Source organism: Inhella sp. (assembly GCF_027532025.1).
GTDB lineage: Bacteria > Pseudomonadota > Gammaproteobacteria > Burkholderiales > Burkholderiaceae_C > Inhella.
Genome location: NZ_JAPZSY010000034.1, coordinates 24,964 through 38,481, shown reverse-complemented (window position 1 = coordinate 38,481; position 13,518 = coordinate 24,964). Strand labels below are relative to the sequence as shown.

General features: G+C 68.7%; 14 protein-coding genes and 1 pseudogene. 3 read left to right on the top strand and 12 right to left on the bottom strand.

Annotation, left to right across the window (positions count from 1 at the left end; genetic code table 11):
* Positions 1 to 461: 461 nt before the first annotated feature.
* Positions 462 to 680, bottom strand: coding sequence for a hypothetical protein (locus tag O9335_RS06385; RefSeq protein WP_298385250.1), 219 nt, complete (start codon positions 678 to 680; stop codon positions 462 to 464).
* A gap of 262 nt (positions 681 to 942) precedes the next feature.
* Here O9335_RS06385 and O9335_RS06380 point away from each other — a divergent pair, with 262 nt between their 5' ends.
* On the top strand, positions 943 to 1,719 hold the full coding sequence (locus tag O9335_RS06380) for a THxN family PEP-CTERM protein (protein ID WP_298385247.1): 777 nt from the start codon (positions 943 to 945) through the stop codon (positions 1,717 to 1,719).
* A gap of 67 nt (positions 1,720 to 1,786) precedes the next feature.
* Here O9335_RS06380 and O9335_RS06375 read toward each other — a convergent pair whose 3' ends face one another.
* The 8 genes from O9335_RS06375 to O9335_RS06340 form a co-directional block, all read right to left on the bottom strand.
* Complete coding sequence (locus tag O9335_RS06375; protein WP_298385244.1) at positions 1,787 to 2,203, bottom strand: hypothetical protein; 417 nt, start codon at positions 2,201 to 2,203, stop codon at positions 1,787 to 1,789.
* The gene (locus O9335_RS06370; RefSeq protein ID WP_298385241.1) at positions 2,190 to 3,140 is read right to left on the bottom strand and encodes a TraB/GumN family protein; all 951 of its coding nucleotides are present in this window, start codon (positions 3,138 to 3,140) and stop codon (positions 2,190 to 2,192) included. The genes O9335_RS06375 and O9335_RS06370 overlap by 14 nt, the downstream gene beginning before the upstream one ends.
* 24 nt (positions 3,141 to 3,164) lie before the next feature.
* The gene (locus O9335_RS06365; protein WP_298385238.1) at positions 3,165 to 4,334 is read right to left on the bottom strand and encodes an ABC transporter permease; all 1,170 of its coding nucleotides are present in this window, start codon (positions 4,332 to 4,334) and stop codon (positions 3,165 to 3,167) included.
* Positions 4,334 to 5,491: an ABC transporter permease gene (locus O9335_RS06360; RefSeq protein WP_298385233.1), complete on the bottom strand. Its 1,158-nt coding sequence runs from the start codon at positions 5,489 to 5,491 to the stop codon at positions 4,334 to 4,336. Before O9335_RS06360 ends, O9335_RS06365 begins: the two co-directional genes overlap by 1 nt.
* Before the next feature lie 694 nt (positions 5,492 to 6,185).
* Positions 6,186 to 6,692, bottom strand: coding sequence for an isochorismatase family protein (locus O9335_RS06355; RefSeq protein WP_298385230.1), 507 nt, complete (start codon positions 6,690 to 6,692; stop codon positions 6,186 to 6,188).
* Positions 6,689 to 8,638: a tRNA uridine-5-carboxymethylaminomethyl(34) synthesis enzyme MnmG gene (gene mnmG, locus O9335_RS06350; protein WP_298385227.1), complete on the bottom strand. Its 1,950-nt coding sequence runs from the start codon at positions 8,636 to 8,638 to the stop codon at positions 6,689 to 6,691. The genes O9335_RS06355 and mnmG overlap by 4 nt, the downstream gene beginning before the upstream one ends.
* A gap of 1 nt (position 8,639) precedes the next feature.
* A complete protein-coding gene (locus O9335_RS06345) occupies positions 8,640 to 9,059 on the bottom strand; it encodes a type II toxin-antitoxin system VapC family toxin (protein WP_298385224.1) in 420 nt (139 codons plus the stop codon).
* Positions 9,060 to 9,074: 15 nt separating this feature from the next.
* Positions 9,075 to 9,332 (bottom strand): type II toxin-antitoxin system Phd/YefM family antitoxin, encoded by a 258-nt coding sequence (locus O9335_RS06340; RefSeq protein WP_298385221.1) that lies wholly within the window; start codon positions 9,330 to 9,332, stop codon positions 9,075 to 9,077.
* A 120-nt stretch (positions 9,333 to 9,452) separates the two neighbouring features.
* Between O9335_RS06340 and O9335_RS06335 the strand changes: the two are divergent.
* Together O9335_RS06335 and O9335_RS06330 are read left to right on the top strand one after the other, a co-directional pair.
* Positions 9,453 to 9,958 (top strand): annotated as a pseudogene (locus O9335_RS06335) (DUF1993 family protein).
* A 146-nt stretch (positions 9,959 to 10,104) separates the two neighbouring features.
* Positions 10,105 to 11,187 carry a calcium/sodium antiporter gene (locus O9335_RS06330; protein ID WP_298385216.1) on the top strand — a complete coding sequence of 361 codons (1,083 nt, stop codon included), beginning with the start codon at positions 10,105 to 10,107 and terminating at the stop codon, positions 11,185 to 11,187.
* Positions 11,188 to 11,216: 29 nt separating this feature from the next.
* Here O9335_RS06330 and O9335_RS06325 read toward each other — a convergent pair whose 3' ends face one another.
* Genes O9335_RS06325 through modA form a run of 3 tightly spaced genes read right to left on the bottom strand, consistent with a single transcriptional unit; the run spans position 11,217 to position 13,518 of the window.
* On the bottom strand, positions 11,217 to 12,014 hold the full coding sequence (locus tag O9335_RS06325; protein WP_298385214.1) for a TOBE domain-containing protein: 798 nt from the start codon (positions 12,012 to 12,014) through the stop codon (positions 11,217 to 11,219).
* Positions 12,011 to 12,772 (bottom strand): ATP-binding cassette domain-containing protein, encoded by a 762-nt coding sequence (locus tag O9335_RS06320; protein WP_298385211.1) that lies wholly within the window; start codon positions 12,770 to 12,772, stop codon positions 12,011 to 12,013. Before O9335_RS06320 ends, O9335_RS06325 begins: the two co-directional genes overlap by 4 nt.
* Positions 12,769 to 13,518 (bottom strand): molybdate ABC transporter substrate-binding protein, encoded by a 750-nt coding sequence (gene modA, locus O9335_RS06315; protein WP_298385256.1) that lies wholly within the window; start codon positions 13,516 to 13,518, stop codon positions 12,769 to 12,771. Before modA ends, O9335_RS06320 begins: the two co-directional genes overlap by 4 nt.

Genomic DNA, 13,518 nt, shown 5'->3' with positions numbered 1-13,518 from the left:
ATACTCTGCCACTCGGACGCCCTTCCATGACGGCATGAACGAGGAGAGCGCGGCATTTGCGCTTTCCTGCGATTGCGGGCAAGTTATTCGGCGCAATGCACCTAGTGCCATCTCGGCTGGTACATCTTGGTATCGCAGCCTCGGTCGGGAGACGCAGCGTCTCATCGCAGTGTCGTTTGACTTCAGATTCACTATCGAAGGGCCGCGTGAGCTGCCATACGCCTACATGCCGAACGGCCGGCAGTCGTACTTCACCCTGACAGGGTGTCCGAGTTGTGGACGCGAGTTCGTGTCAGCACTCGACTTCCATGAGAAACAACCCGCACGCTACATTGGTGTCCTGCAGGGTGTCGTGCCCGTTCGGACTCCACGTATCGCTCATCTGAATGCAGACGCCTCTCAAGAAACTCCCTCCAAGTAGCTGATTTCATTGCCCTGATTGGTAACGGCCTGAGCCTCGCTCAGGCCGTTACTGTTGGTGGCGACGCCCCCGCCAAGGGCACCCGTTGCAGCCCCAACTGCTGCGCCCGCCGGGTCAGGTCGGCCACCACGCGCTCGCGGTATCGCTCCCCCGAGTACACCTGCCCCTGATCGGTGTACGGCTGGCCTCGAGTCAACATCGCGTAGATCAGCCGCGCCAGCTTGTGCGCTGCAGCGGTCACGGCCTTGGGTTTGTCCATGCGCCAGGCCCGCGCGCCAGCAGCCCCGCAGCCCGCGCCGGCCCCCAAGCTGGCGAGCAGCTTCGACGACATGGACGACGACATCCCGTTCTAAAAGTTAGGGGTGTCGCCAGGGTTGACACGGATGCTTCGGCGTTTCGAGCGAACCGCTGGCCACGTTCACCTAAACCATTGATGCTGAAGGAACCTTTCGGTCGCCTCCTCGTTTGGCATGGCCTTTGCTGAGCCCTCAGCACAGTCCACCGACACCAGGAGGTTCCCGATGAACAAGGTCCTGAAGTTGAGCGCAGCCGCTGGCGCCGCCCTGGCACTGAGCACCTCGGCCTCGGCCGCACTGGTGACCCAGTGGTCGTACACGCTGAACGCCCAGTGGTCGGCCGCCGCCGGCTCGGGCCCGGCCGCGGTGACCGGGGCGGGGTCACAAACCCTGGCCTGGGGCACCAGTTCGGGCATGGGCCAGTCGAAGCTGGTCGTCAGCGAGCCACCGGCGGGCACGGTCAACACCAACGCCGGCCCCGCCGCCGGCGTGACCGTGACGCACGAGAACCGCCCCATCTTTGACTACTACGGCGCCTTCACCCACGCCACGCTGCAAGCCTCGCTGTTCTTGGTGCCCGTGCTGCCCGAAGCCCTGCCGGGCTCGAACCGGGTGCAGAACATCCACACCAAGTTCGTGGAAACGGCGAACCAGCCCGGCACCTGCTCGGTGGCGAGCGCTCAGCCCTGCCGCGATCTGTTCGTGTTGGCCAACCCCGAGCAGGTCGCCAACGGCGAGAGCTTTTTGTTGAACGATTACCTCTACACCATCACGGTGTTCCCGCTGGACGTGGGCACCTTCCAAACCCTGCCGTCAGCGGCTTGCGCTGAGGATGGCATGGGACCAGGGTGCATCGGGTTCAGCACCGAAGAAAACACCGTGACCAGCGCGCCCTTTGGCTTTCGCATCACCGGTCAGGTGTCCGAGCCCGGCACCGTGGCGCTGCTGGGCCTGGGCTTGGCGGCCCTGGGCTTTGCGGCCCGGCGTCGCCAGCGCCGCTGAGCCGCACCGCCCAACCGCCCAACCGCCAACAAGGCGCCGCTTCGGCGCCTTGTCTGCTTCATCGGCCTCAGCGTGCGTTCGCGGCGCCCGCCTCGGTGTCGACCAACTCGCAGCGCTGCGTGCTGGGGGCACAGCGCACCGCCGGCTCTGGCAACACCATGCAGATGCCCATGCGGCCGCCCTGTGCGTTTTGTGCCTTGCGGGTGGCGGCGTGGGCCTTGGCCAGCGCTTGGACCTTGGTTGCAGCCGACGTCTCGCGCGAAGCCGGCAGGTAGGCCTCGGCGCCGCCACACGGGCGGGCGCCCACCGGCACGGCCCAGCAGGCCGAGTCGGCCGAGCAGCGCGGCGTGCCGATGGCCGCCTCCAAGGCCTGCCGTTGAGCCGCCTCTTGGCGGGCCAGTTTGTCGACCGAGCCATCGGCCCAAGCCGCCGGAGCCAGGAAGGCCCCGGCCAGCACCGCCACGCACCAATCAATACGCCACACGTTGCACCTCGAAGCCTTGTTCGGCCAGCAGGCGATCCACCGCCTTCGGACCGGTCATGTGAAGCAGGCCCACCGCCGCCAGCACCGGCTTGCCTTTGGCGTGTTCCTCGGCGATGCGTTGGGCGATGGTGGGGTTGCGATCGTCGTTCAAACGGCGGGAAAACGCACGCTCATCGTCGGTGGGCTGGCATTGGCACAGCTTTTCCAGGCTGCCCACCGCGTCCAGGTCGCCACGGACCCAGGCGTCGCTGATGCGACGCAGTTGCTCGCGGCTCTTGCCCTTTTCCAGCTCGGTCAACACGCTGTCAAAGCCCTTGCGCGCGGCTTCGGGTTCCCGCGGCAGCAGGACCGCCATTTGAGAAGCGATGGACTCCAGCGAGACCACCGGACGCTGTTGGGCACGCGCAAAACCGATGAGGTTGGGCTCTTGACCGTAGGCTGCATCCAGACCGTCGTGGCGACCGGACAGCACCACGTAGGTGACGGCCTGCATCACCGGGTGCATGCTGGCCAGCGCCGTACGAGGAATGCAAGCCGCATCGGCCTGCGCATCGAGCCGGGCCTGGTCTTTCTCGCTGAGGCTCACCTTGCCGGCCTGGGCCATCGCGGTCTGCATTTCGGCCTGGGTGGTGGGGGCGGTGATGTCCACCTCCACGGCCAGCACCTGGGTTTCGCGCAGGGCCTGCATCAGCTTGGGACCGGGAAAGGCCCAGGCCATCTGCCCCACGTGCAAGGTGCCGAAGAGGTAGCTGGTGCGTCCGTCTTTGCTGATGCGCCACAAGGCCCCACGGTCCTTGGCGTTCTTCATGCCATCGGCCAGTTGCTCCTGGGTGGGCGCCTGGGGGACGGGCGGGCACTCGGTCTTGGCGTGGGCGCTGGCGAACAAGCCCAGGCTGAGGGCGATGGCGCTGAGGGTGGTGCGGAGGGTGTGCTTCATGGGGGGCTCCTGGCGGGTGGAAGGTTACTGGGCTCTCAAACCGTCGACGATGTTCAGCCGCGCGGCGCGCCAGGCGGGCAGGAATCCGCCGATCAGCCCCATGAGCAGGGCGAACAGCAGGGTTTGCGTCACGATTGGCGGGGTCATCACGAAGCGAAAGGCCACCTCGCTGAAGGTTTGGAAGTTGGTGGTGCTGATGTTGACCCCCTGCATGAGCGCCGCGCCGCCCAAGCCGAGCAGCCCGCCCACCAGGCTGAGCAGCAGGCTTTCGGCCAGGAAGGCCCACAGCACGGCGGGCCGCCGGAAACCGAGGGCCCGCAGGGTGGCGATCTCGCCGGTGCGGCTGGCCACGGCGGCGAACATGGTGATCATGGCGCCGACGATGGCGCCGATGCTGAAGATGATGGACAGCGCCAGACCCAGGTAACGGATGAAGGTGGCCAGGGCTTGGCTCTGGGCCTCGTAGAACTGACGCTCGGCTTGCAGGTCGAGGGTCAGCCGAGGGTCGGCGGCGGCGCGCCGAATGAAGGCATCGGCCTGCGCCGGGTCGCTCAGGCGCAGCACCACGCTGCTGGCCTGCTGGCGACGGAAGGCCTGCATCATTTGCTCGCTGTCGCCCCACAACTCGCTGTCAAAGCCGCTGTTGCCGGCATCGAACACGCCCACCACCGTCCAGTCGCGGCCGGCAAAGCGCACGGTTTCGCCCAAGCCGGCACCGGCGAAGCCGCGGGCTGTGGCCTGGCCGGCGATGAGCTCGCTGCTGCCCGGGCGGAACATGCGCCCCGCGACGAGCCGCACCTGCGGGCGCAGCGCCAGGCCGATGTCCGAGGTGCCGCGCACGGTGACGTTGCTGGGTTTGCCGGTGGCGCGCTTGGGCAGGTTGTTGAGCACCACGGGCTCGTAGCTGAACAGCAGCCGGCCATCGGCCGCGGTGGCCACGCCCGGCACGCTGGCCAAGATGGCCGCTTGCTCCCGGCTGATGCCGGAGTTGATCTCGGCCCCGGCGCCCTTGCGCAGGGCGAGCAGGTTGTCGGGGTTGCCAGTGGCCACGAGCGTGGCCTTGATGCCTTCGCTCATCATCAGCACGGTGGCGAAGACGTAAACCACCAAGGCCAGACCCAAGGCCGTGAGTGCGGTGGTGACGCGCCGCACCCATAGGTTGCGTGCGATGTAGGACCAGGGCAGCTGCTTCATCAGGCGATGTGGCGCAGGCCATTGACGATGTCGATGCGGCCCATCTGCCAAGCCGGCCAGGCGGCGGCGATGAAACCCACGGCCAGTGCCGCCCCGGCCTGCAGGGCGAGCGTCGTGGCCGAGATCTCGAACACCGGCAGCACGCTGCCCACGAGCGAGCCGAACGCCGCGGCGATGGGGAAGCTGACGGCAATGCCCAGCGCCCCGCCCAACGCCGCGATGAGCAGGCTCTCCCCCAGCAGCAAACGGGCCACGAACCCAGGGCCAAAACCCAAGGCCTTGAGCGTGGCGTACTCGGCCAGGCGCTCGCGGGCCGTCATGGTCATGGTGTTGGCCATCACCGCCAGGATGATGAGCACGACGATGTAGCTCACCGCCTCGATGGCCACCAGGATGGCTTCGCTCATCGACACGAAGCTCAGCTGGAAGGCCGATTCGGTCTCGGTCAGGCTTTCGGCCAGGGAGTTCTTGAACATCGCGTCGATGCGCCCCGCCACGGCCGCGGCCTGGGAGGGGTCGTCGATGCCGACGATGAACACGCCGACCGCGTCGCCGCGCTTGGGGAAGCGCCTCTTGACCGATTCGTTGAGCAGCTGCCAATGGAACAGCATCTGGTTTTCATCGGTCTTGGCGTCGCGGCCGTCCCAGATGCCGCGGATGGTGAAGTTCCAGGTGCCGCCGTAAATCGTGCCGCGCAAGGGCACGGTGTCGCCCAGCTTCCAGCCGTACTGGTTGGCCAGCTTGCGGCCCACCACGGCACCCTGGCGGTCCTTGATGAACGCCAGCTTTTCGTCGTCGGTCAGCAGGTACTCGGGGTACAGCTTGAGGTAACTGGCCGGGTCGACCCCGAACTGCGGAAAGAAGTTGCGCTCCGTTTGGTAGACGCCCCCGAACCAGTTCGCCCAAGACACGGCGCTGACGCCGTCCACGCCGCGGATGCGTTGGGCGTAGCTGATGGGCAGCACGAAGGTCAGGCTGGTGGCGTTGCGGGCGATGAGCCGCGTGGCCGAACTGGCCTGCACGCCGGTGTACCAAGCCTCGTTGACGGTGCGCAGCAAGCCAAACGCGGCGATGGCAACCACCAGGCCCAGCAGGGTGAGCAGGCTGCGCAGGGGGTGGCGGAAGGCGTTGCGCAGCAGCAGTTGGGTCAGGAACATGGGGGGTGCACCTGGCGAGAGCCCGCAGGGGCTTCACCCCTGCACCCGACCCCCTTTTGTCTTGCCAAAAGGGGGGAAAAGCGCCCGCCCCGGCAGCCTTCGCCCCCGCCGTTGGCGGGGGTTCCCTGTGCTGCTCGCCAAGCCCGGCCCGCCCGAAACTCCCTTCGTTCGCTGCGCTCACTGCGGTCAGACAGTCGGGCGGCGTCAGTGCTTGAAGCGCGCTGCGCGCGCGCCGGACTCGGCTGTGCTGCTCGGCTCGTCAAACGGGGCGAACAGCCCAGCAGCCAACAGCCGGGAAACGGCGCCAAAGGTTGAGGTCCGGGCTGTTCTGTATTCGGCTGTTCCAGCTGTTGCCCCGTTCGAAGGCGCCGAGCAGCGCAGTGCAGGGGGGCGCGCGCGCAGCGCGCTTCGTGAACTGACCCGGGCTTGCTGTCTGACCGCAGTGAGCGCAGCGAACGCAGGGAGTTCAATCCCGCAGCCCCCCGGAACGAGCACCGCAGGGAACCCCTGACGCAGCCGGGGGCGCTTGAGCCGTGGGCTGAGAGCGGAGCGAGCAAGGTCCCCGCGGACCTTGCGACCCCGCTCGAAGGACAGTCCGCTTGCAAGCGGACTGGCAGGCGCTTTCCCCCCTTTTGGCAAGACAAAAGGGGGTCAGGTGCAGAGGTGAAGCCCCAGCGGGCTGCAACGAGAACGCTCAATCTACCCTCACACCAGCCGCCGCCAATCGCCCATTCACTGCATCCCGCACGGCCTCGGCTGAGAAGCCAGCCGTGGGCCAGGTGTGGTGCCCGTCGCCCACCACGGCCATGGGCAAGCCCAGCGCATGACCTGCCAAGGCCGTGGCCTCGATGCAAACGTCACTTTGCAGTCCCACCACACGCACGCGCTCGGCCCCCTTCAGCAGCACAGCCAACCCGGTGCCATCGAAAGCGCTGGGGCGTGTTTTGACCAAGACGAGCTCATTAGGCTGAGGCTCGAGCCGCGGATCGATGGCAAAGCCTGGGCCCTCCCGATCCATGGCACCACCCGCTCCGCCCGCGTGCTGTACCCAGATGACCTGTTGGCCCTGCGCGCGCGCCTCGGACACCAGCGCTCGGCAGCGCGCCATCAAGGCGGGACCGTCGGGCATGGGTTCACAGCGCCGCCCGTCAAAGGCGCCGAGTTGCATATCCACCACCAACAGCACCGAGCCGAGCTTCACGCGGCCACCTCTTCCGCAAACCCCTTGAACCGCCCCTTCCTCAAATGAATCAACAACAGCGAAATCGCCGCCGGCGTGATCCCCGAGATCCGCGACGCCTGCCCCAGCGTCTCCGGCCGGTGCTGGGCCAGCTTCTGGCGGGCTTCGAAGGACAGGGCGGTGACCTGGGCGTAGTCCAGCTCGGCCGGCAGCTTCAGGTGCTCGAAGGCCGAGGCGCGGGCCACGTCGTCTTGCTGCTTGCCGATGTAGCCGGCGTACTTGGTCTGGATTTCCAACTGCTCGATCACGGCGTCGGCCAGTTCGGGACCGAACTCGGCGCGCAAGGTTTCACGTGAAACATCGAAGCCCGGCTTGCCGATGCGGCCGGCCTCGGCCACCGCGTCGAAGCTCACGCCCGGGCGGCGCAGCAGGTCGGCCAGGTTGTACTCGCGCTCCAGGGCCTTGCCGATCAGGCGCTCGGCCTCCTCGGCCGGCAGGCTGCGGGGGTTCACCCAGCTGGCCTTGAAGCGTTCTTCTTCCCGGGCCAGGGCGTCGCGCTTGCGGCAGAAGGCGTCCCAGCGGGCGTCGTCCACCAGCCCCAAGCGGCGCCCGGTTTCGGTCAGGCGCAGGTCGGCGTTGTCCTCGCGCAGCTGCAGCCGGAACTCGGCGCGGCTGGTGAACATGCGGTAGGGCTCGGTCACGCCCTTGGTGATCAGGTCGTCCACCAGCACGCCCAGGTAGGCCTGGTGGCGTTCGGGCACCCACGCCTCGCGACCCAGCACCTGCAGCGCCGCGTTGGCGCCCGCGAACAGGCCCTGTGCCGCCGCCTCCTCGTAGCCGGTGGTGCCGTTGATCTGCCCGGCGAAGAACAGGCCGGCGATGGACTTGGTCTCGAAGGTGGACTTGAGCTCGCGCGGGTCGAAGTAGTCGTACTCGATGGCGTAGCCCGGGCGCAGGATGTGCGCGTTCTCCAGGCCCACCATGGAGCGCACGGCGGCGAGTTGGATGTCGAAGGGCAGCGAGGTGCTGATGCCGTTGGGGTAGACCTCGTGCGTGGTCAGGCCTTCGGGCTCCAGGAAGATCTGGTGCGAGTCCTTGCCGGCGAAGCGGTTGATCTTGTCTTCGATGCTCGGGCAGTAGCGCGGGCCCACGCCCTCGATCACGCCGGTGAACATGGGGCTGCGGTCGAAGCCGCTGCGGATGATCTCGTGCGTGCGGGCGTTGGTGTGGGTGATCCAGCAGGGCAGCTGTTTGGGGTGCATGGCGGCACTGCCCATGAAGCTGAACACGGGCACCGGGTCGGCGTCGCCCGGTTGTTCTTCCAGCTTGGCAAAGTCGATGCTCTTGCCGTCGATGCGCGGCGGGGTGCCGGTCTTCAGGCGGCCTTGCGGCAGCTTCAGCTCCTTCAGCCGTGCCGACAGGGTCACGGCCGGCGGGTCGCCGGCGCGGCCGGCGCTGTGGTTCTGCAGGCCGATGTGGATGCGCCCGTCCAGGAAGGTGCCGGCGGTCAGCACCACGGCGCGGCCGCGAAAGCGAATGCCGCTTTGCGTGACGGCGCCGACGACCCGGTCGCCTTCGACCATCAGGTCGTCCACGCCCTGCTGGAACAGGGTCAGGTTCGGCTGGTTCTCCAGCATGCGGCGGATGGCCGCCTTGTAGAGGATGCGGTCGGCCTGGGCACGGGTGGCGCGCACGGCCGGGCCCTTGCTGGAATTGAGGATGCGGAACTGGATGCCGCCTTCGTCCGTGGCCAGGGCCATGGCGCCGCCCAGGGCGTCGACCTCTTTGACCAAGTGCCCTTTGCCGATGCCGCCGATGGACGGGTTGCAGCTCATCTGGCCCAGGGTCTCGATGTTGTGCGTCAGCAGCAGGGTGGCGGCGCCCATGCGGGCTGCGGCCAGCGCGGCCTCGGTGCCGGCGTGGCCGCCGCCGACCACGATGACGTCGAATTCGGTGGGGTAAATCACTTCAAGCCTCGATGAGTTGCGTCTTCAGGCCGGACGCGGCGGCGGCCTCGGCCTGGCGGCGGTCGGCGGTGATGAACAGGTCGGCCCGGCCGATGACGGCAGCGCCGATGTGCAGCGCGTCCATGGCGCCCACCGGCCCCGTGGCCAAGGCCTGGATGGCGGCGCGCTCAACCCCCGGTGTCAGCGGCAGCACCTCCACCTGCTCGAAGCTCAGGTCGATCTCGTCGCGCGTCAGGCGCAGGGCTTCCACGTCGAGCTGCCCTTCGCGGCCCAAGCGGGCCAGCGCACCGTGCAACTCCACCCGGCAATGGGGGGCGGCCAGCAGGGTTTCGGTCTGGTCCATGGCGGCGAGCACGGCGTCGCGACCCGACTCGTCCACGTAGCGCTTGAACAGCGCCGAGCTGTCAAAAAGAACACGCATGGCAGCCGTCACCCATCACCAGGGCGACGATTCGCGCTCGTCCACGATCAGCTGCGCGCCGGTCTTGGCCCCCGGCGCCAGCTTGATCACGGGCTCGAACGGCCGCTTCCAGCTGGGCAGCTTCTTTTCCGCCAGGGGCGCGTCCGCCTTCAAGGGCACCAGCTCGGCCACCGGCTTGCCGTGGCGCAGGATGCGCACGGTTTCGCCTTGCTCGACCAGGTCCAGCATGGCCGACACGTTGGCGCGGAACTCACTCAGGGGCAGGGTGTGCATGGGGTTGTTTTGTACAAAACAGGAGATTTGTACATTGTCGCCCAGAGCCCGCGAAAGCGCCAGGGGCGGGGCATCGCCGGGCGTGCTGGAATGGAGCGTCCCCTTTCGAAAGGCCCCGTCATGTCCATCTCCATGGTCCAAGCCACCAGCCCCCGCTTCGTCAACGGCCTGCGCAACCTGGCCGCCATCTTGAAGAAAGGCGCCGAGCACGCCGCCGCGCAGGGCTGGAACCGCAGGTGCTGCTGCAAGCGCGCCTCTACCCCGACATGTTCCCGCTCGTCCGCCAGGTGCAGATCGCGGCCGACGCCGCGAAGGGCGCCGTGGCGCGGCTGGCCGGCGTCGAGATCCCCAGCTTTCCCGACACCGAGGCGAGCTTCGACGAGCTGCAAGCCCGCATCCAGAAGACCATCGACTTCATCGAGCACCTGGACGCCAGCAAGCTCGACGGCAGCGAGACGCGGGCCATCCACCTCAAGGCGGGCGGCCGCGAGCTGCACTTCGTGGGCAGCCAGTACCTGATGGGCTGGGCCTGGCCCAACTTCCATTTCCACAGCACCACCGCCTACGCGCTGCTGCGCCACAACGGCGTGCCGCTGGGCAAGCGGGACTACCTGGGCGAGGTGTGAGCACCTGCCGAGCCGCCCGCCCTGGGCCGCCCCAGCGGTGGCACCAGCAAACACAGCCCGCGCCAAGTTGAGGACACTGGATGGGCCACCCACCCTGAACCCGCCGCTGCCCCTAGGATGCGCCCCGTTTGCAAGAGGACCCTTCCATGATCAACGTATTGCTGTTTGTCGCGGGCCTGGTGGGCTTAGTTGTAGGCGCCGACCTGCTGGTGCGGGGCGCCTCCAAGATGGCCTTGTCCCTGGGGATCTCGCCCCTGGTGGTGGGGCTCACCATCGTGGCCTTCGGCACCAGCGCGCCAGAAATGGCCGTGTCGGCCGGCGCCGTGCTGAACGGGCAAACCGACATCGCCATCGGCAACGTGGTGGGCAGCAACATCTTCAACGTGCTGTTCATCCTGGGGGTGAGCGCATTGATCGTTCCGCTGCTGGTGCACCAACAGATCATTCGGCAGGAAGTGCCCATCATGATCGGCGCCAGCGTGCTGCTGCTGGTGCTCGGCCTGGATGGACGCATCAGCCTGCTGGACGGCGCACTGCTTCTGGGGCTGGTGCTGGCTTACACCACCTACTTGGTGGTGCAGTCGCGGCGCGAATCGGCGGCGGCCGCCACGGAGTACGACGACGAGCTGAAGCCCGCCGAAGTCGGCGCCTGGGACGCCAAGCTGCCGGTGCAACTGGCCCTGATCGTGGCCGGCCTGGTTGGGTTGGTGCTGGGCTCCGAAGCGCTGGTGACGGCCTCGGTGGCCTTCGCCAAGCAACTGGGCGTCAGTGATCTGGTCATCGGCCTGACCATCGTGGCGGCCGGCACGTCCATGCCGGAAGTGGCCACCTCGATCATGGCCGCCATCAAGGGCGAGCGCGACATCGCCGTGGGCAATGTGGTGGGCAGCAACACCTTCAACATCCTGGGCTGCCTGGGTTTGTCGGGCGTGCTGGCGGGCCAGACCGGCCTGACGATGACGGGCGCCGTGATGAACTTCGACATCTGGGTGATGCTGGCCGTCGCCTTCGCCTGCCTGCCGGTGTTTCTCAAAGGCCGCATCGCGCGCTGGGAAGGGGCGGTGTTCGTCGGGTACTACGGGTCCTACGTGATCTACCTGATCTTGGCCGCGCAACAGCATGCCGCCTTGCCCGCCTTCAGCCAGGCCATGCTGAGTTTTGTGCTGCCGCTGACGGTGATCACGCTCATCGTCTCGATGATGCGCCCGAGGCCCACCGAAGCCGCCTGATCCAGCGCCTTCCCTGGCGGTGGCCGGCCTCAGCCCGCCACCGCCAGCATCACCACCGAGGCCTTGAAGCAGGCCGTGGCCGGCTGGCCCACGCGCAGGTCCAGCGCGTCCACGGCGTCGTTGGTCACGCTCGCAGTCAAGGTCAGGCCGCCGGGCAGGGTCAAGCCCACGAGCGAGCCGGTGGCGCCTTTGGTGACGCGCGACACCGTGCCCGCCAGCTGGTTGCTGGCCGACAGGCGGTAGCCGCCGAAGTCCTGCACCAGCACCACCTCGCTGGCCTTCACCATGGCCAGCGCCTCTTGCCCCTCGGCCAGACCCAGGGCCTCGGCGGCTTCGGCGTTGAGGGCGGCCCGCAGCGGCAGGCCGCCAGGCAGGCTCAAACGCACCTGCACGATGGCGGGGCCGCGGGTGAGGGCCTCGATGCGGCCGGCGAACTGGTTGCGGGCGGTGGTCTTCATGGCGGTGCGCCGCAACAGCGCGGCGAGTTCGGGTTGGTCGGCCAGCCACTCGGCCTGCTCGCGCAGGAAGGTGGCGTGGCGTTGAGTCAGCGCCTGCCAGGCCTGCAGCAGGGCGTGCGCCGCCGGCGTGAGCGCGCTGCCCCCGCCGCCGCGTCCGCCCTGGCGCGCTTGCACCAGCGGGCCGTGGGCCAGGTTGCCGGCTTGCTCCAGCACCAGCCAGGCGCCCTTGTAGCTGTAGCCGGCGGCGCGTGCGGCGCGCTGCAGGGAGCCCGTGTCGGCCAGCGCCTGCAGCAGCGCGAAGAAACGCGCGTCGAGCCGGCCGGCCAGGCGCAGCTCGCCGCTCAACAGACCGTTCGACCCGCCGTTCATGCCAGCAAGGCGCGGCGGCGCGCGCGCTCAGGCGTGTCGGGCTCGGGCTGCAGGCCGGCCTCGGCCAGGGCGTCGGGCGAGGCATCGCGCAAGTTCACGTGCTTCAGCACGCGGCCCTCGTCGATCAGCACCGCCTCGTCGGCCAGGTCCAGCAGGTCGTCCACGTCGTGCGTCACCAGCACCACGGGCACGCCCCATTCGGCGCAGCTCTGCGCCAGTTCGCGGCGCAGGGGCACGCGCAGCTGCGGGTTCAGCGCGGCGAAGGGCTCGTCCAGCAGCAGCAACTCGGGCTCGCAGGCAAGGGCGCGGGCCAGGGCCACGCGCTGGCGCTGGCCGCCCGACAGGCGGTCGGGCCGGCTGTGGGCCAGCGCGCTCAGGCCAAAGCGCGCCAGCAGCGCGTCCACGCGCGCGGCGTCGGCGGGCTTCAGGCGCTGCCACCAGCGTGTCAACCCAAAGGCCACGTTGGCGCGCACGCTCAGGTGCGGGAACAGCGCGTAATGCTGGAACAGCAGGCCCACGCGGCGCTCGGGCACCGGCCGATTCACGCGCTGCGCCGTGTCCAGCCACACGCGGCCGTTGACCACCACGCGGCCCTCAGTCAACGGGGCCAGGCCGGCGATGGCCTGCAGCGCCAGCGACTTGCCCGCGCCCGAGGCGCCGTAGACGCCCAGCACCCGCGCTTGGCTGCAAAGCGCCAGGTCCAGCGTGAAGCGCCGGGGGCCGTCGCGCAGCGTGGTGTGCAGGGCCAAGTCGATCATGGCGCGCCGAAGCCTTGCTGCCGCAGCACCGCCTGTGCCGCGGGACTGGCCAAGAACTGCACGAAGGCGCGGGCCAGCGCGGGCTGTCCGGCATCGCTCGCCACGGCCATGGGATAGCGGATGGGCGCGTGCCCGCCCACCGTGGCGACCACGCGGACCTTGCCCGCGGCGCTGGCGGCGTCGGTGGCGTACACGAAGCCGGCCTCCACCTCGCCGCGCGCCACGTAGTCCAGCACCTGGCGCACGTGGTCGGCGGGCACCAGCTTGCCTTGCAGCGCCGCCCACTGCCCGCGCGCTTCCAGCGCCTGCTGCGCGTAGCGGCCCGCGGGCACCGAGCCCGGCTTGCCCAGGGCGATGCGCTTCACGCCCGGCCCCGTCAAGGCGTCCAGGCCCGCCAGGTTGCTCCCCGCCGGGGCCACCAGCACCAGCGCGTTGGTGGCGAGCACGCGGCGCGTGGCGGGGTCGATCAGCTTCTGCGCCGCGGCGCGGTCCAGGGTTTCTTCGTCGGCCGTGACCAGCACGTCGATCGGCGCGCCAGCGGCCAGTTGCTGCAGCAGTACGCCCGAGGCCGCGAGGTTGAAGCGCAGGGTCACGCCCGGGTGCTGCGCCTCGAACAGCGGGGCGATGGCCTTCATCGCGTCGCCCAAGCTGGCGGCGGCCGACACAGTCAGCGTTTGCGCGTGGGCCCAGGCGCTGGCGCCGAGCAGCAGCATGGCCAGGACCCATCGATACATCAGGACGCCCAT